This is a genomic window from Brevundimonas fontaquae, assembly GCF_017086445.1.
GTDB lineage: Bacteria > Pseudomonadota > Alphaproteobacteria > Caulobacterales > Caulobacteraceae > Brevundimonas > Brevundimonas fontaquae.
In genome coordinates, this window is record NZ_CP070968.1 from 68,915 (window position 1) to 87,752 (window position 18,838).

The 18,838-nt window shown below is 67.4% G+C and carries 19 protein-coding genes; 10 read left to right on the plus strand and 9 right to left on the minus strand.

Annotated elements, in window-relative coordinates; genetic code table 11:
• Together JX001_RS00335 and JX001_RS00340 are read left to right on the plus strand one after the other, a co-directional pair.
• Window positions 1-621, plus strand: coding sequence for an inner membrane-spanning protein YciB (locus tag JX001_RS00335; protein ID WP_205681828.1), 621 nt, complete (start codon window positions 1-3; stop codon window positions 619-621).
• A 98-nt stretch (window positions 622-719) separates the two neighbouring features.
• A complete protein-coding gene (locus JX001_RS00340; RefSeq protein WP_205681829.1) occupies window positions 720-1,334 on the plus strand; it encodes a MarR family winged helix-turn-helix transcriptional regulator in 615 nt (204 codons plus the stop codon).
• A 42-nt stretch (window positions 1,335-1,376) separates the two neighbouring features.
• Here JX001_RS00340 and JX001_RS00345 read toward each other — a convergent pair whose 3' ends face one another.
• From JX001_RS00345 to JX001_RS00370, 6 genes are all read right to left on the minus strand, one after another.
• Window positions 1,377-2,672, minus strand: a complete 1,296-nt coding sequence (locus JX001_RS00345) for a cation:proton antiporter (RefSeq protein WP_205681830.1) — start codon at window positions 2,670-2,672, stop codon at window positions 1,377-1,379.
• Between the two features lie 172 nt (window positions 2,673-2,844).
• Window positions 2,845-3,243 carry a phasin family protein gene (locus JX001_RS00350; RefSeq protein WP_241004695.1) on the minus strand — a complete coding sequence of 133 codons (399 nt, stop codon included), beginning with the start codon at window positions 3,241-3,243 and terminating at the stop codon, window positions 2,845-2,847.
• Window positions 3,244-3,311: 68 nt separating this feature from the next.
• Window positions 3,312-4,085 carry a creatininase family protein gene (locus JX001_RS00355; protein WP_055754529.1) on the minus strand — a complete coding sequence of 258 codons (774 nt, stop codon included), beginning with the start codon at window positions 4,083-4,085 and terminating at the stop codon, window positions 3,312-3,314.
• Between the two features lie 47 nt (window positions 4,086-4,132).
• The gene (locus JX001_RS00360) at window positions 4,133-4,750 is read right to left on the minus strand and encodes a TetR/AcrR family transcriptional regulator (RefSeq protein WP_066554093.1); all 618 of its coding nucleotides are present in this window, start codon (window positions 4,748-4,750) and stop codon (window positions 4,133-4,135) included.
• Window positions 4,750-6,360 carry a DHA2 family efflux MFS transporter permease subunit gene (locus JX001_RS00365; RefSeq protein ID WP_055754527.1) on the minus strand — a complete coding sequence of 537 codons (1,611 nt, stop codon included), beginning with the start codon at window positions 6,358-6,360 and terminating at the stop codon, window positions 4,750-4,752. The genes JX001_RS00360 and JX001_RS00365 overlap by 1 nt, the downstream gene beginning before the upstream one ends.
• Window positions 6,357-7,442 (minus strand): HlyD family secretion protein, encoded by a 1,086-nt coding sequence (locus tag JX001_RS00370; protein WP_112862799.1) that lies wholly within the window; start codon window positions 7,440-7,442, stop codon window positions 6,357-6,359. Before JX001_RS00370 ends, JX001_RS00365 begins: the two co-directional genes overlap by 4 nt.
• A gap of 121 nt (window positions 7,443-7,563) precedes the next feature.
• Between JX001_RS00370 and JX001_RS00375 the strand changes: the two genes are divergently transcribed.
• A complete protein-coding gene (locus tag JX001_RS00375) occupies window positions 7,564-8,895 on the plus strand; it encodes a flavin monoamine oxidase family protein (protein WP_205681831.1) in 1,332 nt (443 codons plus the stop codon).
• Entirely contained in the window at window positions 8,892-9,635 is a 744-nt protein-coding gene (nth, locus tag JX001_RS00380; protein ID WP_205681832.1) for an endonuclease III, read from the plus strand. The genes JX001_RS00375 and nth overlap by 4 nt, the downstream gene beginning before the upstream one ends.
• On the opposite strand, the gene JX001_RS00385 is transcribed toward nth, so the two are convergent.
• Window positions 9,632-10,057 (minus strand): MarR family winged helix-turn-helix transcriptional regulator, encoded by a 426-nt coding sequence (locus tag JX001_RS00385; RefSeq protein ID WP_205681834.1) that lies wholly within the window; start codon window positions 10,055-10,057, stop codon window positions 9,632-9,634. The two genes, nth and JX001_RS00385, sit on opposite strands and share 4 nt — an antisense overlap.
• Before the next feature lie 233 nt (window positions 10,058-10,290).
• Between JX001_RS00385 and JX001_RS00390 the strand changes: the two genes are divergently transcribed.
• Window positions 10,291-11,808, plus strand: a complete 1,518-nt coding sequence (locus JX001_RS00390; protein WP_205681836.1) for a methyl-accepting chemotaxis protein — start codon at window positions 10,291-10,293, stop codon at window positions 11,806-11,808.
• Window positions 11,808-12,260 (plus strand): chemotaxis protein CheW, encoded by a 453-nt coding sequence (locus tag JX001_RS00395; RefSeq protein WP_205681838.1) that lies wholly within the window; start codon window positions 11,808-11,810, stop codon window positions 12,258-12,260. Before JX001_RS00390 ends, JX001_RS00395 begins: the two co-directional genes overlap by 1 nt.
• Here JX001_RS00395 and JX001_RS00400 read toward each other — a convergent pair.
• The gene (locus JX001_RS00400; protein WP_205681840.1) at window positions 12,257-13,129 is read right to left on the minus strand and encodes an ATP-grasp domain-containing protein; all 873 of its coding nucleotides are present in this window, start codon (window positions 13,127-13,129) and stop codon (window positions 12,257-12,259) included. The two genes, JX001_RS00395 and JX001_RS00400, sit on opposite strands and share 4 nt — an antisense overlap.
• A gap of 92 nt (window positions 13,130-13,221) precedes the next feature.
• Here JX001_RS00400 and JX001_RS00405 point away from each other — a divergent pair, with 92 nt between their 5' ends.
• Window positions 13,222-14,238 carry an adenosine kinase gene (locus JX001_RS00405; RefSeq protein WP_205681842.1) on the plus strand — a complete coding sequence of 339 codons (1,017 nt, stop codon included), beginning with the start codon at window positions 13,222-13,224 and terminating at the stop codon, window positions 14,236-14,238.
• A 45-nt stretch (window positions 14,239-14,283) separates the two neighbouring features.
• Here JX001_RS00405 and JX001_RS00410 read toward each other — a convergent pair whose 3' ends face one another.
• Window positions 14,284-15,405: an aromatic ring-hydroxylating oxygenase subunit alpha gene (locus JX001_RS00410; RefSeq protein ID WP_205681843.1), complete on the minus strand. Its 1,122-nt coding sequence runs from the start codon at window positions 15,403-15,405 to the stop codon at window positions 14,284-14,286.
• Window positions 15,406-15,529: 124 nt separating this feature from the next.
• Here JX001_RS00410 and JX001_RS00415 point away from each other — a divergent pair, with 124 nt between their 5' ends.
• The 3 genes from JX001_RS00415 to JX001_RS00425 all read left to right on the plus strand — a co-directional run bounded on the left by JX001_RS00415 (window position 15,530) and on the right by JX001_RS00425 (window position 18,634).
• Window positions 15,530-15,742: a ParD-like family protein gene (locus tag JX001_RS00415; protein ID WP_205681845.1), complete on the plus strand. Its 213-nt coding sequence runs from the start codon at window positions 15,530-15,532 to the stop codon at window positions 15,740-15,742.
• On the plus strand, window positions 15,739-16,506 hold the full coding sequence (gene map, locus JX001_RS00420; RefSeq protein ID WP_205681847.1) for a type I methionyl aminopeptidase: 768 nt from the start codon (window positions 15,739-15,741) through the stop codon (window positions 16,504-16,506). The genes JX001_RS00415 and map overlap by 4 nt, the downstream gene beginning before the upstream one ends.
• Window positions 16,507-16,594: 88 nt before the next feature.
• Window positions 16,595-18,634: an NAD(+) synthase gene (locus JX001_RS00425; protein ID WP_205681849.1), complete on the plus strand. Its 2,040-nt coding sequence runs from the start codon at window positions 16,595-16,597 to the stop codon at window positions 18,632-18,634.
• Window positions 18,635-18,838: the final 204 nt, after the last annotated feature.

Here is an 18,838-nt window from a genome sequence, read left to right on the forward strand (position 1 = left end):
ATGACCGAGACGCCGAAGAAGGCTTCCAACATCCGCCAGGCCGTCGATTTCGGCGCCCTCGTGGCCTTCATGGCCGCCTATGCGGTCAACCGGTTCGCGCGCGGTCTGGACGGGCAGGAAGCCCTGGTCCAGGCGACTTGGGTCCTGGTTGGCGCCTCGCTGATCGCCCTGGTCGTCGGCTATGTGGTCGAGCGTCGTCTGGCGCCCCTGCCGCTGCTGACCGGCGGGTTCGCCTTGATCTTCGGCGTTCTGACCATCGTCTTCCACGATCCGAACCTGTTGAAGATCAAGCTGTCGATCCAGAACGGCCTGCTGGCGGTCGTGCTGTTGGGATCGCTGCCGCTGAACCGCTATCCGTTCAAATATCTGCTGGGCGAGGCGATCCGCATCACCGACGCGGGCTGGCGCGGGCTGACCCTGCGTTACGGCCTGTATTTCGCCGCCGTCTGCATCGTCAACGAGATCGTCTGGCGCACCCAGTCGGATGATGCGTGGGTCGCCTTCCGCGGCGGCCTGTGGATCGCCTCGGCCGTGTTCGGCGTCTGGCAGGTCTTCTTCATCATGAAGCACCTGATCAAGGACGACGAGCCGACGCCCCTCTCGCCCGACACGGGGCTCTAGGGCGCAAGCGGAACTGTCACGGAACCGACGCGCTTTCCCCGTCAAATCGTAAAGCAGAGCTGATACGTGTTCGGACGAAACTTCAGGGGAGCGGCGCGATGGTGAAGGCGGGAAAAGCGGCAAGGAAGGTCGGGCCCCTGGCCACCTCGCCCAGCCACCTGATGCACCGCGCCCTGCAGCTGGCGCTCGACATCTATGCCGAGGAGACCGGCGCCGACGGCCTGACCCAGCGCCAGTTCGCGGTGCTGGAGGCGGTGTCGCTCAAGGCCGGCCTGACCCAGACCGAACTGGTGCGGATGACCGGCATCGACCGCTCGACCCTGGCCGATCTGGTCACACGCATGACGACCAAAGGCCTGCTGGAGCGGGAACGCTCGACCCTGGACGCCCGCGCCAAGGCGGTGCGTCTGTCGGCTGAGGGCGCAGCCCGTCTGGAGGCCGCGCGGCCGCTGGTCGAGGCCGCCGACAAGCGGATCATGGCCCTGCTGCCCAAGGGGCAGCGCGAGACCTTCCTCAATCAACTGGCCGATCTGGCCGCCGCCGCCGACGCCGCTCCCGATGCCGCCAAGGCCGAGGCCAAGGCCGCCAAGAAGGCGTTGAAGGCGGTCGAGAAGGAAGCCCGCAAGGCCGAGAAGGCCGCCAAGAAGGCCGACCGCCCGGCCAAACCGCCCAAGGTCAAGAAGCCCAAGCTGAAGATCGTCGAAACGGCCTGAGGCTGGCCGCCCATTCAGGCGGCCATGCGCTTGGTTTTGATCTTACGCTGACGCGGCGCGCCCTGACGTCTTGGCCCTCTCCTCGCCGGCGTCCGCATCGGGATCGCGCCCCTGGCTGCGATCGAACCAGCGCATGACCGGCGTCACGGTGATCCCATGTAGCAGGATCGACATCAGGCAGATCAACCCCACGATGGCCCACAGGCGGTCGCCGCCTTCAAACGGCGCGGCGTTGAGTCCATAGGCCAGATAGTAGAACGACCCCACGCCGCGGATGCCGAAGAAGGCCAGGATCAGCTTCTCGCGAAGCGGGCGCTTCCAGCCCATCAACCCGATCATGCCGGCCAGCGGCCGCACGACCAGCACGATTACGGCCGCGACGGCCACATCGAGCGGCCTCAAGGGCGCCAGCAGCCCCGACACCAGCGCGCCGCCAAACAGCACCAGCACCACCATCATCGCCATCCGTTCGATCTGCTCGATGAAGTCATGCATCTGGGCGTGGAACGCGTGGTCCCGATCAGCATGCCGGAACGCCAGCGCCGTGATGAAGACCGCCAGGAACCCGTAGCAGTGCAGCATCTCCGTCACCGAATAGGAGATAAACGTCGCCGCCAGGACGATGAACCCGTCTCGTGTGGCGGCAAGCCGTGAGTGAACCGGGATCGCAAACGTCAGCCAGCCGAACAACCAGCCGATCGCCCAGCCGATACCCAGCCCCGCCCCGATCTCCCACAGCACGTTGACGGTCAGCCATTCGACGAACCAGTAATCCTTCTGGCCCGCCGCCGCCAAGGCCAGGGCGATGGCGAGGTTGACGAATGGAAACGCCAGCCCGTCGTTCAGCCCCGCCTCCGACGTCAGCCCGAACCGAACCTCGTCTTCCCGCCCTTCGCGCGGCGCGCCAACCTGGATATCGGAGGCCAGCACCGGATCCGTCGGGGCCAGCGTGCCCGCAAGCAGGATCGCGCCCGCCAGCCCGAGCCCCAGCACCGTCCAGCCCAGCAGGACGATCGCCACGACCGACAGCATCATGGTCACGCCCAGCAGTCGCCAGGTCACCCCCCAGCGCCGCAGGTTGAAAATCCTGTCGATCTTCAGACCAGCGCCCATCAGGGCGATGATCACCACGAACTCCGTCAGCCGCTCGGTGATGTCGGGATAGGTCTGAGGCAGAGGATCGAAGCCCACCTGCGGCAGGGCGAACAGTACGGCCCCGAGGATCACGCAAACGATCGGCAATGACAACGGCGCACGCCGGAACACCAGCGGCAACCACGCCACCAGAGCAACCAGCGCCCCCACCACGAACAGCATCAGGATGTAGGGATCGGGCATGGCTCTCCGGAGCCGTCGACAAGACAGCGCTCCTTTAATGCGACAGAGCCCAGAAGGTCGCTGACACCGCGACATCGCATCATCAGAGAGGCGGCCGAAAACCCTGACCGGCGACGCTGACGACCGTCTGCGCTGCATCATTCACAGCGAGAACGACCGGCTAGAGCAGGATCTAGCGCTTCTTGCGCAGCCGTTTGGCGTTGGCCGTGGCCGTCTTGTGGATCGGGGCCAGCGCCTCGGCCTGGGCCTTCAGCAGTTCGCCGTTCAGGGTCAGGGCCTGGGCCGCCGCCCGGCTCCACCAGCCCATGGCATAGCTGAACTGGGCCTCGGCCGCCTTGGCCGGGGTGCGGGCCTGTGCCACAGCCGCCGCCGCGCGCAGGGCATGGGCGCTCTCGTCCATCGCCACACGCCCAAGCCGCTGACCGATGGCTCCGGCGCTGGCGGCCATGGCGTCGGCGGAGGCGGACATCGCCTCGGTCTTCTCGGAGCTCATCAGCGACAGCTCCTTGAAGTCCTGCCCCTTGGCGCTGGTCAGGCCCTGCGCCATCAAGCCGGTGCGGGCCGCGATCACCTCGGCCGAGGCGGTCAGGATTTCGGCGCCGACGACGGCCGCGCTGGCGGCTGTGGGGGTTTTGCGGGTCAGTGAGGACCTCCAGGTTGGGTCTCTGCGGCGAAGGCCGCGATGTCGCTCAACAGGGCGGGGATCGCCGCGTCGATGATCTGCTGGCCCTTCTCTGGACTGGCCTGGGCCGGGTCCGAGCCGATCCGGCCGTCGGGGAAGCGGGCGCGATAGTCCAGGGCGTCGCGGATCGGCCCGTTCGGCGCGATCTGCGGGCTGTAATCGGCGGTCTTGATCCGCTCGGGATAGGCGGCCTGCGTCACCGCGATCTCGGACGGGGTGGCGTGCATGCCGTGGCCGGTCGGGAACAGGCGGTTGCACAGGCCATTGACGCCGGGCAGGTCCCACCAGTTCTTCAGCTTCAGGATGAAGGGCGGGCTGTCCTCGACGAAGCTCCACTCGGCGTAGATTTCCGAGATCGTCGCCTCGATGGTCGCGACGTTCCCGCCGTGCCCGTTCAGGAAGTAGATCCGCTCGAACCCGTGACGGCTCAGGGACGACACCCAGTCCGTGATCGCGGCCATGAAGGTGGAGGGGCGCAAGCTGATGGTGCCGGCGAAGGCCAGGTGATGCTGGGCCATGCCGATGTTGAAGGTCGGGGCCACGATCAGGTTGGCGTCGGTCTTTTCCGCCGCGTGGGCGATGATCTCCGGGCAAAGCCAGTCGGTGCCCAGAAGCCCCGTCGGCCCATGCTGCTCGTTGGAGCCGATCGGCACGACCACCGTCCTGGACAGCGGGCCGCCGTCGTTCAGTCGGGCGTCGATCTCGGGCCAGGAGGACAGGTGGATCAGCATGAATGCAGTCTCAAGCGACAGGATGGGACGACTGTAGCGCGCCGGGCTTAGGAAGTCTTGGCGGCCGTAGCGGGCGGATGGGCGGCCATGAAGATGCGCGCGGCCTCTCTGGCGCGGCCTGCGCGTTTGTCAGCCTCCAGCTGCGGCACGTCCAGCATGGCGCGCAGATGGCCGTGGCCCAGCACAAGGCCGGCGAACATCTCGGCCGCCTCTTCCGGATCGGCGACGTTCATCCGGCCCAACCGCGTCTGTTCCGCCAGCCAGGCGCCCAGTTCGCGCAGGCTGCGGCGCGGCCCGGCCTCATAGATGGCGTGGGCGATGTCGGGCGCCTCGACCGAGACCAGGGCGACCCCGCGCATCGAGCCGACCTTGTCGCCGCTGCACACCCGGTTCAGCAGCGTCAGGGCCAAGGCCTCCAGCACCGTCTGCGGATCGCCGGCGCCGCGCAGGGGGGCGACGATGTCCTCGACCCGCTTTGACGCCAGGGCCTGGGCGATCTCCAGCTTGGAGGCGAAGCGGTTATAGACCGTCTGTTTGGAAACGCCGGCCAGTTTGGCGATCTCGTCCATCTTGGCTTGCAGCCCCTTGTCGGCGAACAGGGTCGCGGCGGCGTCCAGGATCGCCTCGCTCTTTCGTTCATCGACCTGTCCGCGACGCCGCGCCATCAGTGGACGTCCGAGGGCGGTGCGCCAGCCTGGGCCTTCACCGGCTGGGCGGCCAGGGTGACGAAAGCCGCGCCTGCGCACAGGATGGCCAGCAGGGCGAAGGCGTCGCCGAACGCCATCGTCGTCGCCTGTTTCTGCAACATCCCATAGATGGCCTTCATCGCCGAGGCGGCCGGGTCGATGGAGCCGGCGAACCGCTGGGCCATGCCGGCCATCATGTTGCGCATCGCCTGATCCCCCTGACCGATGGCGCTGGTCAGTTCGCTCATGTGCAGGGCCGTGTTGGACGTCAGGCTGGTGTTCAGGATCGCCAGGCCGAAGGCGCCGCCGACGTTGCGCGACAGGTTCACCAGCCCCGAGGCGTTCTTGACCATGTGCGGCGGCAGGGTCGCCATCGTCACCTGCTGGGACGCGATCATGGCCAGCATCACGCCGACGCCGCGGAAGGCCTGGACCGAGGCGAAGTTCCAGAAGCCCCAGTCGTCGGTGACGACGCGCGCCTCCCACATGCCCCAGGCGCACAGCATGAAGCCGCCGAACATCAGCACCCGCGCATCCAGCTTGCGCACCAGTCGTCCAGCGAAGGGGCCGGTGGCGAACATGGCCAGGCCCGACACGACCATGGTGGTGCCGACTTCTGACGACGAATAGCCGAGCACGCGGCCCAGGAAGAGCGGCAGCAGGAAGGTGCCGCCGAACAGGGCGAAACCGACGATGAAGGTCATGATGAAACCGACCAGGAAGTTGCGATTGCCAAAGGCGCGCAGCTCCACGATCGGCTGGCGATAGGTCAGGGACCGCCAGATGAAGATCGGTCCGGCGACCGCCGCCACGACGGTCAGCAACAGGATGTGGGTGTCGTCGAACCAGTCGTTCTTGGCGCCCTCTTCCAGCACGAACTGCATCGACATCAGAAAGGCGGCCATCAGGCCTAGGCCCCACCAGTCGAAGCCCTTGGCCAGCGACGGGTCACCCTTGTCGAAGTTCCCGTAGCGCCCGACCAGAAACAGCACCAGCAGGCCCGGCCCGACGTTGATGAAGAACAGCCAGCGCCAGCTCAGCCACTCCGTCAGGTGCCCGCCCAGCGTCGGCCCGACGGTCGGCGCCAGGGTGACGATCAGGCCCATGACGACGCTGGCGGTGACGCGCTTGTCAGGCGGAAAGGCGGTGAAGGCGACGGCGAAGACGGTCGGGATCATGGCCCCGCCCACAAAGCCTTGGATGGCCCGGAACAGGATCATCATGTCGATCGACGACGACAGACCTGTGGCGATGCTCATCAGCACGAAACCGGCGCAGGAGACCAGGAACAGCCGCTGCGTTCCCCACAGCCGCGACAGGAAGCCCGACAGAGGGATCATCACCACCTCGGGGATCAGATAGGCGGTCTGGATCCAGCTGATCTCGTCAGCCGAGGCGCCTACCCCCGCCTGGATCTGGGGCAGGGAGGCGGCGACGATCTGGATGTCCAGAATGGCCATGAACTGGCCCACCACCATGCCGGCGAAGCCCAGCAACAGCATGGTCCAGTTGATTTCGGGATGGCCGGCGACGGGACCCTTTTGCGCGACAGGGGCCCCGCCATCCGCGGCGGGGTTGGCGGCGGTCACTGGCCTGCGGCTCCCGTCGTCGTGGCAGCTTCGGCGAAGCTCTGGCCGCCCTCGCTCTTCAGGTCGATCTTGACGTCCACCGACAGGCCGGGACGCAGGGCCAGGCTGCGGTCTGCGCCGCTTACGACGATGCGGACCGGCACGCGCTGGGTGATCTTGGTGAAGTTGCCCGTGGCGTTCTCGACCGGGATCAGGGCGAACTCGGACCCGGTGGCGGGGGCGAAGCTGTCCACGCGGCCCTCGATCTTGCGGCCGGGGAAGGCGTCGGCGGAAATCTCGACGGTCTGGCCCAGGCGCACCTTGTCCAACTGCGTCTCCTTGAAGTTGGCGACGATGTAGGTGTTGGTCAGGGGCACGACCGACAGCAGTTGCGTGCCGGCGTTGACGTATTGGCCGGGCCGCACGCTGCGGGCGCCGACGACGCCGGCGACCGGAGCGCGGATCACGGTGCGCTCCAGCGCGATGCGAGCCTGATCGACGACGGCGCGGGCCTGTTCGACGGCGGCGACGCTCTGCTGACGGGTCGAGCCCAGCACCCCGGCGGTGCGTTGTTCGGCGACCAGGGCGGCCTGGGCCTGCTGGACGCTGGCGGCGGCGGTGGCGGCCGAGGCGCGCTCGGTCTGGATGCGCTGTTGCGAAACCCAGCCCTGTTCGGCCAGCTTGCCGTAGCGATCGACCTCGGCGCGGGCCAGGCCGGCCTGGGCGTTGGCCTGGGCGACGGAGGCGGCGCGGGCGGCGATGGTGGCCTGTTCCTGCTCGGCCTGGGCGTCGACATGGCCGACGGCGGCGATGGCGGCGGCCAGATTGGCCTCGGCCTGTGCCAGTTGGGCCTTCTGGTCGGAATCGTCCAGCTTGACCAGGATCTGGCCTGCTGCGACCCGCTGGTTGTCACCCACCAGAACCTCGGTGACCCGGCCGGACAGTTGCGGGCTGACCAGGGTGGTGTCGGCCTGAACGAAGGCGTTGTCAGTGCTTTCCCAACGCTGGCCGTTCACCCACCAGACGATGCCGCCCACGATCAGGGCCAGGCCGACGAGGGCGGCCGCGAACAGCGGCAGGCGTTTCTTGAGTTCAGGCGACATGGAAAATCCGGGGGAGGTGCGGCGTTTTGAAGCGGCGCTAAAATGGACCCTGCCGTCCAAAAATCAATAGGCGATCGGGACGGCGCCGATCACGACCAGTTTTCGTGTATGTCCTGACGCCATGAACGCCCGCATCTCCGCCTCCCAGCCGCTGCCGTCACAGGTCGATGTCGTGGTGATCGGCGCAGGCGCCGCCGGCATCGCCGCCGCGCGTCGTCTGATGCGACCCGGCCTGTTGGTTCTGGTGCTGGAGGCCCGCGGCCGGATCGGCGGGCGCGCCTGGACGGTTCGGGCCGAGGGCGAAGGGTTGGACATGGGCTGCGGCTGGCTGCATTCCGCCGATGACAATGTGCTGGCGGGACGGGTCGAGGCCGAGGGGCTGACGCTGGACCAGACCCCGCCGCCCTGGCGCACCCAGGCCTTCGATCACGAGATGACCCGCGCGGATCAGGCCGAGTTCGGCGAGGCCTTCGCCGCCTTCGACCAGCGGGTGACCGAGGCGGCGTCGCTCGTCCGCGCGGGTGTGGGGGAGGATCGTCCGGCGTCGGACTTCTTCGATCCCGACTGTCGCTGGAACCCGCGCATGGACGCCATCTCGGGCGCCCTGAACGGCGCGCGGTTCGCCGAGGTGTCCAGCCTGGATTACGACGCCTATGGCGACACCGGCGTGAACTGGCGGGTGCGCGAGGGCTATGGCCGCCTGATCGCGCGGCTGGGCGAGGCTGTTTCGTCCATCACGGTCACGGACTGCGCCGTCAGCCGGATCGACCGTTCCGGACCGGTGCTGCGGCTGGACACCAATCGCGGCGAGCTGACGGCGCGGATCGTCATCCTGACCGTGCCCAACAGCCTGATCGCCGGCGAGGCGATCCGCATCGATCCCCCGGTTCCCGCGCTGCTTGAGGCGACGGCGGGCGTGCCGCTGGGCCTGGCGTCCAAGGTGCATATGACCGTGCGCGGCGCCGGCGATTTCCAACCCGACACCCAGCTGTGGACCCGCACCGATACGGCCGAGACCGGCGGCTATCACCTGCGGCCGTTCGGGCGGCCGATGATCGAGGCCTATTTCGGGGCCGATCTCGCCTGGGGGCTGGAGGCGCAAGGGCCGGCCGCCCTGTTCGACTTCGCCGTGTCCGAACTGGTCGCGGCCTTGGGATCGGACATGCGCCGGCGGCTGGAGGCGGTCGCGGTCAGCGGCTGGGCCGTCGATCCGTGGTCGCGCGGCGCCTATTCCCACGCCTTGCCGGGCCATGCGGCGGACCGCGAGAAGCTGCGCACGGCGGTCGAGGACCGCATTTTCCTGGCCGGCGAGGCGACGGCGCCGGTCTATTACGGCACGGCCCACGGCGCCTGGATGGAGGGCGAGCGCGCCGTCGACGCCGCCCTGACCGCCCAAGCGCTCAAGGGCCTGGGTCTTGACCCACGTCGTCCCGAGGACGACAGCGAGGCATGAAGCCCGCCAAGGCCAAAAAGTCCGCCGCCAAGCCTGCCAGACGCCCGGCCGTGATGACCGGGGCGGCCATCCCCGTGCTGCGCTGGCCGCCCGACGAAGACCGCGTCGAGGCGATCTTCCAGCGCCTGTCCGGCGTGATGCCGGAGCCCAAGACCGAGCTGGATTTCTCCAATCCCTTCACCCTGGTTGTCGCCGTCGCCCTGTCGGCCCAGGCCACGGACGTGTCGGTCAACAAGGCGACCGAGCGGCTGTTCAAGGTCGCGGACACGCCGGAGAAGATGCTGGCCTTGGGTGAGGAAGGGCTGATCCCCTACATCGCGTCCATCGGCCTTTATCGCGGCAAGGCGAGGAACGTCATCGCGCTGAGCCACATCGTGCTGGAACAGCATGGCGGCGAGGTCCCGCTGAACCGCGCCGATCTTCAGGCCCTGCCCGGCGTGGGTCGAAAGACGGCCTCGGTGGTCCTGAACGAGCTCGGGATCGAGGCGGCCATCGCCGTGGACACCCACGTCTTTCGCGTCTCGCACCGGTTGGGCCTGGCCAATGCGGGCACACCGGACAAGGTCGAGGCCCAGCTGTTCGAGGTCGTGCCGGAGGACTGGCTGCCCAAGGCGCACCACTGGCTGATCCTGCACGGGCGCTACACCTGCACGGCGCGAAAGCCCAAATGTCTGTCCTGCATCATCGCCGACCTGTGCCCGTCGCGAGCGGGCCTGATGGCGCTGGGCGAGGGCGTCTAAGGCCGCTTCGCGCCGTCCGTCCCGTCGGCGAGCTTCTCCGCCACGGCGCTCAGAACCCGGAGCGCGGCGGCCAAGTCGTCTTGCGAAACACCGTCGAAAACCCTCTGCCGCATGGAGGCGGCATGCACTTCGAACGCCTGCATCTCCGCGCGACCGGCCGGTTCCATGATGATGAGCCACGACCGCCCATCACCGATCATGCGATGGCGACTGACAAAGCCGTCGCGTTCGAGCCTCTGCACCAATCGCGTCAAGGATGCGCCTGACAGCTCCATCCTGACCGACAGTTCGGAAAGCGTCAGCCCCTTTGGCTCATCGGCCAGGTGGTAGAGGACGACGATCGGCGCGCCGGTATGGCCTGCGTTCCTAAACATCTCGCCCATCCAGAGTTTCCATCGCCGCGCGGTCAGCATGACCTGCATGGCGACCTTCAGCTGTAAGGCCTCGCGCGAGAGGCTGGGCGACAAGGCGTGGATGTTGGGCACGGCGTCCTCGGAGAGCCGTCCGACGGCCCGTCGTTTGAGTGGCAACAATGAACGCAAACACGAAGACCACACCCGTCGTGGTTGAGCCTTAGCATGCTAACCAGGGTCATAGTCCTTCTAAAGGGGTTGTGTGGGATTAAGCTTGGAAAATCTATAGGGAGGCCAAAGGGATGCGCGTTTTTGGTAAGCCTCGGGACGACGGCAAGCTTGTCGAGTTGCAAGCCATGCTGGCCGCGGTGGATCGGTCTCAGGCGGTGATCCAGTTCGATCTGGATGGGACGATCCGCGAGGCGAACCAGAACTTCCTGTCGGTCATCGGCTATGAGCTTGGCGAGATCGTGGGGCGCCATCACCGGATGTTCGTCGATCCGGCGGAGGCGCAGAGCCCTGCCTATGCCGAGTTCTGGCGCCGGTTGAACGCCGGCGAGTTCGTCGCCGACAAGTTCGTGCGCTACGGCAAGGGCGGCAAGCGCGTCGTGATCGAGGCGAGCTACAACCCGATCCTCGACAAGGACGGCCGCCCCTACAAGGTGGTCAAGTTCGCCATGGACGTGACTGCGGTGGAGCAGGAGCGCGAACGTCGCGCCGAGATCGAGCGCGAGGCCGCCCAGGTCCAGGCCGCCGTCGTCGCGGGCACGGCCAAGGGCCTGTCGGCCATGGCGGCGGGCGACCTTTCCTATCGCATCCAGGATGAGTTCCCCGGCGACTACGCCGTCCTGCGCGACAACTTCAACCAGGCCATGGGCGCTCTGGACGAGGCGGTCCGGGTGATCGGCACGAACGCCGGATCGATGCAGTCGGGCGCACAGGAGATCAGCAGCGCCGCCGAGGACCTGTCGCGCCGCACCGAACAACAGGCCGCCAGCCTGGAGGAAACCGCCGCCGCGCTGGACCAGATCACCGCGACGGTGCGCAAGACCGCCGAGAACGCCCAGGCGGCGGACGGCGTGGTCACCCAGGGCCGCAGCCAAGCCGAAACCGGCGGCGTGGTCGTGCAGAAGGCCGTCGCCGCCATGGGCGAGATCGAGCGTTCGTCGGATCAGATCAGCCAGATCATCGGCGTCATCGACGAGATCGCCTTCCAGACCAACCTCCTGGCCCTGAACGCCGGGGTCGAGGCCGCGCGTGCGGGCGAGGCCGGTCGCGGGTTCGCCGTCGTCGCCTCGGAAGTGCGCGCCCTGGCCCAGCGTTCGGCGGACTCGGCCAAGGAGATCAAGACGCTGATCTCGGCCAGCTCCAGCCAGGTCAAGGACGGGGTGGTTCTGGTGCGCCAGTCGGGCGAGGCCCTGGCGGGCATTGCGGGGCGGATCGAGGAGATCACCACCCTGATGAGCGAGATCCGCGCCTCGACCCAGGAGCAGGCGGTGGGTCTGGCCGAGGTCAACACCGCCGTGAACCAGATGGATCAGGTCACCCAGCAGAACGCGGCCATGGTCGAACAGTCGACCGCCGCCAGCCTGAGCCTGAGCCGCGAGGCTGCCGAACTGGCCGATCTGGTCGGTCGCTTCGAGACCAGCCAGGTCGCCGCCAAGGCCCCCACGCCGATCCGTCAGCCCGCCGTCCAGCAGATGAAGGCGCGCGTCGAAAGCTTCGCCCGCGCCCACGCCGCCCCCGCCCGCGCCCGCATGGCCGCAGGCGGCGGACAGGCCGCCATCGCCGCCGTCCAATCCGACTGGGAGGAGTTCTGATGACGAACCAAGCCCTCGGCAAGAGAGAGCTGGTCGGTTTCCGCGTCGGGGACCAGGCCTTCTGCATCGACATCACCTCGGTGCTGGAGATCCGGGGCTGGACGGCGACCACGCCTCTGCCCGGCGCGCCGAACTATATGAAGGGCGTGGTCAATCTGCGCGGGACGGTGCTGCCGATCATCGACCTCGCGGTCAGGCTGGGCCTGCCCACGACCGAGCCATCCGCGCGCCACGCCATCGTCGTCGTCCGTTGCGGCGAACGCACCGTCGGCCTTCTTGTCGAAGGCGTGTCCGACATCATGCAACTGGACGACGCGGCGCGGCAGGATCCGCCGAACATGGGCGATGGTCAGGGCGCCGGCGTGGTGTCGGGCGTCTTCGCCGTCGACAGCGCGCTGATCAGCTTGCTGGATCTGGACAACCTCCTGCCGCCGGTGAGAGAGGCGGCCTAGGCCTCAAGCCGCGCCATGACAGCCTCGGCGAAGCCCGCGCCGTTCGCGGGGTCGTGGTCCAGATAGAAGTCCGGTTCGATCAGTTCGGCCTCCATCAGCACCCATCGGCCGGCGTGGTCGCGGGCCATGTCGATGCGGGCGTAGAGCAGCGGTTCGTCGATGGCGGCCAGCACCTGCTCAGCCAAGGCCATCGCCGCCGCGTCCGGCGTGACGGCCCTATACAAGCCGCCGAACTGGACCTGGATGCGGAAGTCGCCGGGAACCGGCCGTTTATTGACCGCATGGCTGAACCGGCCGCCGAAGAACAGCAGCGAGGTTTCGCCCTCGGTCTCGATCGACTTCAGATAGGGTTGGATCATCGCCGCGCCCTCGGGCGCACCGCTCAACACTTCGCCTGGCGTCAGGCGCAAGGTGCGGAACGCACCGGCCGACACCGTCGGTTTGACGATCAGCACCGGCGCGCCCGTGTCGGCGAAGGCGGCGTCCACCTGGTCCTGGGTCACGCGGTCGGTCCAGCGTGTCGGCGGGATCGGCACGCCCTTGTCCGCTAGCCGCGCCAAATAGGTCTTGTCGGAGTTCCAGCGCAGCACATCGGCCGGATTGGCGACCGCCAGGCCGGCTTCGCTCCACGTCGCGCACGCCTTCAGCCATCGCCCATGATCGCGATGATAGCCCCAGGCGATGACCGGCAGGATCAGGTCATAGGCCGCCAGGCCCGACGCGTCCTCGACATGATCGGTCCAGGGCGTGGCCGTGGCCGTCGCGCCTGTGCTCTCCAGCGTCGCCTTCAACCGTTCCAGCACCTCGGGCCAGCGGCCGACGTAGGATTTGTCGGCAGGGTCTGGGGTCAGGACGGCGATCTGGGTCATGCGGTCCTCATACCGAAGCGACGCGGAGCATATAAGGGCTTCCTTATATGATTTCGGGTGACGTGCGGGCGTTGACCGGCTAAGGCGCGACGATGACCCAGAACACCGCCCAATATGATGTCTGCGCCGTCGGCAACGCCATCGTCGATGTCCTCAGCCCCTGCGACGCCGCCTTCCTGACGGCCCAGGATCTGGCGCCCAACTCCATGCAACTGGTCGACGCCGAACGCAGCGCCGCCCTGTATGACGCCATGGCGCCGGGCGTGGAGGCCTCGGGCGGTTCTGCCGGCAATACCGTGGCGGGCGTCGGCTCGTTCGGCGGTCGCGCGGCCTATATCGGCAAGGTCGCCGACGATACGCTGGGCCAGGTCTTCACCCACGACATCCGCGCCGCCGGCGTTCACTTCGACACGCCTGTCCTGACGGGCGGGGCGGACCAGGGCTACGGCACCGGCCGTTGCCTGATCAACGTCCTGTCGGACGGCGCGCGCACCATGGCGACCTTCCTTGGCGCCGCGAACCAGCTTTATGCCGACGACATCGACGAGACCCTGATCGGCGCCAGCGAGATCGTTTATCTGGAAGGCTATCTGTTCGATCCGGCGCCCGCCCGCGCCGCCTTCCAACGCGCCGCAGCCGCCGCGCACAAGGCCGGCCGCAAGGTGGCCATCACCCTGTCGGACACCTTCGTCGTCGCGCGCTGGCGCGCCGAACTGCTGGATTTCATCACCCAGTCCGCCGACATCGTTCTGGCTAACGAAGCCGAACTGGGCGCCCTGTTCGAAACTGAAGACTTCGACGCCGCCGCTGCGATGCTGGCCGCCATCGTCGAGGTCGCCGCCGTCACGCGTGGCGAGCATGGCTCGGTCGTGATCAAGGGCGACCAGCGCGTCGTCGTCGCCGCCTATCCGGTCGCCAAGGTGATTGACACCACCGGCGCCGGCGACCAGTACGCCGCTGGCTTCCTGCTGGGCCTCGCGCGCGGCCTGACGCTCGAAGAGGCCGGCAAGCTGGGCTCGCTAGCGGCGTCCGAAGTCATCGCCCACTGGGGCCCGCGCCCGATGGTGAAGCTGGTCGACCTGGCCAAGGAGAATGGGCTGAAGCTGTAAGACCCAGTGTCCCCTCCCCACAAAGTGGGGAGGGGGACCACGGCGTCAGCTCTTCCACCTCAGCGTCGTCGGCTGGATCGGGTTCACGAACGCGCGGTCCTCAGCGCGGCTCTTGGCCCATTCGCGCTTCAACTGCTGATACCATTTGGCCTGTTTGTCGGCGTCGTCGATCCAGATCAGGGCGGGGTCGTAGCGCAGGCCTTCGTTCTGAAGGTTCACCATGCCGCCGTCCTGTTTCAGGAAGGCCACCACCCCCATACGCAGGAAGGGCTTGGCCAGGCCGAACACCCAGTGGTCGGACCAGAAGATCTGGGTGATCCGCGTCTTCGTGTCGGTGATCGGCGTCAGGCAGGTCAGGGCCAGGACCTGTTTTTCGCCGACCTGAATGTGCTCCCAACGGAAGCCGGGCAGGCGGAAGGTGATCTCGGTCGCGGGCGCGCCGCCCAGGATCTTGTAAAGCCGGCTGTTCGACGAGGGCGCATGGCGCACCATGGCCCAGCCGAACGCGGTCGGGGCGAAGGCCTTGGATTTCTCGTGCATCGAATGTTCGGACCGCCACCACCATTGCTGGTGGACGTAGGGGCCGTGGGCGGGGTCCATCAGGCCGACGACGGCGTGGTCGATGTGGCTGTCGAAATCCATCGCCTCGACCAGCTTGGCCTCGCCGCCGACCACGCCGGGGAAGACCGGCGGCTCGTGGTCCGGCTCCATCGGATTGCGGGCGTCCGACGCCATCCAGACGAAGACGATCCCCTGGCTCTCCCGCACCGGATAGGACGGCACGCGGATGCGGTTCGCCTCGAACGCCTGATCCTCGACCAGCGAAGGAATGGCGGCGCAGACGCCGTCGGGCCGGAAGCGCCAGCCATGATAGGGGCATTCGACCGTCTCGCCCTCGCCGGGCTTCTCGACCAGCTTGCCGGCCGACAGGGGCGCAGCGCGGTGGGGACAGATGTCGCGCATCGCATAGATCTGACCCGCGCGGGTGCGGCCGATCAGCACCGGCTCGCCCATGATCTCGCAGCGTTTCAGACTGGCCGGGGCGACGTCGCGGCCCAGGGCGACGAAATACCAGGCGTCGGTGACGAACCCCTTGCCGAACGGCTGCGCGCCCGCCTTGGACGGGGCGGATTCGGCTTGGGGTGTTGGCACAGGAGCGGCGGTCATCCACGCTGTTTAACAGCGGCTGACAGACGAGGCCATCATCCGAGCGGACCTCAACAATATGGCTTGTCGTACTACCAATATAATATACGAAACATATCTGTTTCATATAGTCGGGAGGTAGCAGGTGGGTATCGTCAACATCGAGGACGAACTGCACGAGCAGCTGCGGCGCGCTGCGAAGGCGTCCTATCGGTCGATTAACGCTCAGGCGGCGTTCTGGATCAGGATCGGCATGTTGTGTGAGATGCATCCCGGCGTGACGTTCCAGGAACTGGTGGCGCGCGAGTTGCGGGCGGCGGGCGTCGATGCGTCCGTGCAGACGGGCGCCGCCGCATGATCAAGACGCCGGCCGAGATTGCGCTGATGGCCGAAGCGGGGCGACTGCTGGCCTCGGTCTTCACCCATCTGAATGCGATGACGCTGGAGGGGTTGAGCACGCTGGAAATCGACCGACGGGTCGAGGCCTTCATCGTCGACGAGCTGAAGGCGCGGCCGGCTAGCAAGGGTCAGTACGGCTATGGCTTCGTGCTGAACAGTTCGATCAACCAGGTCGTCTGCCACGGCGTGCCCTCGGCGGACGACATCCTGAAGAGCGGCGACATCGTCAATCTGGACATCACGCTGGAGAAGGACAGCTTCATCGCCGATTCCTCCAAGACCTATCTTATCGGATCGGTGGGACCGCAGGCCCGGCGGCTGGTGCGCACCACATATGAGGCCCTGTGGAAGGGCATTCAGGCGGTGCGTCCGGGCGCGAAACTGGGCGACATCGGTTTCGCCATCGAAAAACACGCCAAGCAGGCCGGTTACTCCGTGGTGCGCGACTATTGCGGGCACGGCATCGGGCGCGGGATGCATGAAGAGCCGCAGGTGCTGCATTTCGGCAAGGCCGGGACCGGCGTAACCCTGCGCGAAGGCATGACCTTCACCATCGAACCGATGCTGAACCAGGGCGTGCGCACGGTCCTGACCGAGGACGACGGCTGGACCGTGGTCACCTCCGACGGAAAACTGTCGGCCCAGTTCGAACATACGGTGGCGGTGACCAAGGACGGCGTGCGGGTCCTGACCCTGAGGCCGGACGAGAAGCGGGGCGCATAGGCGCGCGAAGGAGAGTTTCCGTCCCTTCATCATTCGCGCCTATATGAAGGCCGACGACCGGCGCGGGCCGGGTGATGCGGACGATCCGATGGCTGATGCTCTGTTCCATTCTCCCAAGACCCACGGCTTCGTGCGCGTGGCGGCGGCGACGCCGGTCAGCCATCCGGGCGACCCCAGGGCGAACGGGCAAGAGCACGTCGCGCTGATCCGTCAGGCGGGCGAGCAGGGCGTGGACCTGATGGTCTTCCCCGAGCTGTCGCTGTCGGCCTATGCGATCGACGATCTGCACATGCAGACGGCGCTGCTGGACGAGGTCGAGCGGCAGATCGCCGTGGCAGCCGAGGCGACGGCCGAGGCGAATGTCGTGGCGGTGGTCGGGGCGCCGATCCGCAACGGCGACGCCCTCTATAACTGCGCCGTGGTGATCGGATCCGGCGAGGTGCTGGGCGTCGTGCCCAAGACCTATCTGCCCAACTACCGCGAATACTATGAGAAACGCTGGTTCGCGCCGGCGACGGCGCGCGCGGAAGACGTGCTCCGGCTGAACGGCGAGACGGTGGACTTCGCGCCGGGCCTGCTGTTCGAGGCCGTCAACCGCCCGGGCTTCGTCTTCTCGGTCGAGATCTGCGAGGACTATTGGGCGCCGCTGCCGCCCTCGACGAGGGCCGCGCTGGCGGGCGCGCGGATCCTGCTGAACCTGTCGGCGTCCAACATCGTCATCGGCAAGGCGGACGAGCGGGCGATGCTGAGCGCCAGCCATTCGGCCCGCACCCTGTCGGCCTATGTCTTCGCCGCCTCAGGCTGGGGCGAGAGCACCACCGACCTGGCCTGGGACGGGCAGGCGACGATCCACGAGTTGGGGTCGAAGCTGGCGGAAGGCGAGCGGTTCGCCTTGGACAGCCACCTGACGATCGCAGACCTGGACGTGGACCGGATCGGGCTGGATCGTCTGCGCAACGGCACCTTCGCCGAGTGCGCGAGAAACGAAGGCGAGCCGGCGACCGTCGTCCCCTTCATGGCGCGCGAGGATCATGAGGCCAGCGAGCTGATCCGGCCGCTGGACCGGTTCCCCTTCGTGCCGGACGACGCCGGGCGGCTGGATCAGGACTGCTATGAGGCGTTCAATATCCAGGTGCAGGGGCTGATGCGCCGCATGACGGCGACCGGCGCCAAGTCGCTGGTGATCGGCGTGTCCGGGGGGCTGGATTCGACCCAGGCCCTGCTGGTCGCGTGCCGCGCCTTCGACCGGCTGGATCTGCCGCGGACCAATATCCTGGGCTTCACCATGCCGGGATTCGCGACCTCGGACGGGACCAAGTCCAATGCCTGGGCCCTGATGACCGCGCTGGGCGTCACGGGCGCCGAGATCGATATCCGCCCCGCCGCCGAACAGATGTTCAAGGACATCGGCCACCCCTACGCCGAGGGTCAGCCGGTTCACGACATCACCTTCGAGAACGTGCAGGCAGGCCTGAGGACCGACTATCTGTTCCGGCTGGCGAACCAGCACAGGGCCTTCGTGCTGGGGACCGGCGACCTGTCGGAACTGGCGCTGGGTTGGGCCACCTATGGCGTCGGCGACCATATGAGCCACTACAACGTCAACGGCGGGGTGGCGAAGACGTTGATCCGGCACCTGATCCGCTGGGTGGCGGCGGGCGACCTGATCGGCGCGGGCGCGCGCGACACGCTGCACGCCATCCTGGACACCGAGATTTCGCCCGAGCTGGTGCCGGCCAAGGATGGGGTGATCCAGTCGACGGAAGGGACCGTCGGCCCCTATGCGCTGAACGATTTCTTCCTGTTCTACATCAGCCGGTTCGGGATGGCGCCGTCCAAGATCGCCTTCCTGGCGCACCAGGCCTGGGGCGATGCAGGCGCGGGCGAATGGCCGGCGAACACGCCCGAAGACGAGAAAGTCGAATACGACCTAGCGACCATCAAGGGCTGGCTGAGGAAGTTCCTGATCCGCTTCTTCCAGACCGCCCAGTTCAAGCGCTCGGCCCTGCCGAACGGGCCCAAGGTGGTCACCGGCGGATCGCTGTCGCCGCGCGGCGACTGGCGCGCGCCGTCGGACGGCAACGCGCGGGTGTGGCTGGATGAACTCGACGCGAACGTGCCGGACTGACTGTCTCCTCCTCATCGCAGATGGGGAGGTGGCTCGGAGCGCAGCGGAGAGACGGAGGGGCTCTTGGCTGTGCGGCGTGAAGACCCCCTCCGTCACGGCACTGAAGAAGCGCCGCGCCACCTCCCCGCTTTGCGGGGAGGAGACAGTGTCCAATAGCCATATTTTTAGCATGGATATTCGCCCACCGGACGCTAGAAGCTTCGC

Excerpts from the sequence above, each read along its gene's own strand:
- JX001_RS00335 (WP_205681828.1), top strand. The coding sequence starts at position 1 with ATGACCGAGACGCCGAAGAAGGCTTCCAACATCCGCCAGGCCGTCGAT.
- JX001_RS00340 (WP_205681829.1), top strand. The coding sequence starts at position 720 with ATGGTGAAGGCGGGAAAAGCGGCAAGGAAGGTCGGGCCCCTGGCCACC.
- JX001_RS00345 (WP_205681830.1), bottom strand. The coding sequence starts at position 2,672 with ATGCCCGATCCCTACATCCTGATGCTGTTCGTGGTGGGGGCGCTGGTT.
- JX001_RS00355 (WP_055754529.1), bottom strand. The coding sequence starts at position 4,085 with ATGCTGATCCACCTGTCCTCCTGGCCCGAGATCGACGCCCGACTGAAC.
- JX001_RS00360 (WP_066554093.1), bottom strand. The coding sequence starts at position 4,750 with ATGGCGCGGCGTCGCGGACAGGTCGATGAACGAAAGAGCGAGGCGATC.
- JX001_RS00370 (WP_112862799.1), bottom strand. The coding sequence starts at position 7,442 with ATGTCGCCTGAACTCAAGAAACGCCTGCCGCTGTTCGCGGCCGCCCTC.
- JX001_RS00375 (WP_205681831.1), top strand. The coding sequence starts at position 7,564 with ATGAACGCCCGCATCTCCGCCTCCCAGCCGCTGCCGTCACAGGTCGAT.
- nth (WP_205681832.1), top strand. The coding sequence starts at position 8,892 with ATGAAGCCCGCCAAGGCCAAAAAGTCCGCCGCCAAGCCTGCCAGACGC.
- JX001_RS00385 (WP_205681834.1), bottom strand. The coding sequence starts at position 10,057 with ATGCAGGTCATGCTGACCGCGCGGCGATGGAAACTCTGGATGGGCGAG.
- JX001_RS00390 (WP_205681836.1), top strand. The coding sequence starts at position 10,291 with ATGCGCGTTTTTGGTAAGCCTCGGGACGACGGCAAGCTTGTCGAGTTG.
- JX001_RS00395 (WP_205681838.1), top strand. The coding sequence starts at position 11,808 with ATGACGAACCAAGCCCTCGGCAAGAGAGAGCTGGTCGGTTTCCGCGTC.
- JX001_RS00400 (WP_205681840.1), bottom strand. The coding sequence starts at position 13,129 with ATGACCCAGATCGCCGTCCTGACCCCAGACCCTGCCGACAAATCCTAC.
- JX001_RS00405 (WP_205681842.1), top strand. The coding sequence starts at position 13,222 with ATGACCCAGAACACCGCCCAATATGATGTCTGCGCCGTCGGCAACGCC.
- JX001_RS00410 (WP_205681843.1), bottom strand. The coding sequence starts at position 15,405 with ATGACCGCCGCTCCTGTGCCAACACCCCAAGCCGAATCCGCCCCGTCC.
- map (WP_205681847.1), top strand. The coding sequence starts at position 15,739 with ATGATCAAGACGCCGGCCGAGATTGCGCTGATGGCCGAAGCGGGGCGA.
- JX001_RS00425 (WP_205681849.1), top strand. The coding sequence starts at position 16,595 with ATGGCTGATGCTCTGTTCCATTCTCCCAAGACCCACGGCTTCGTGCGC.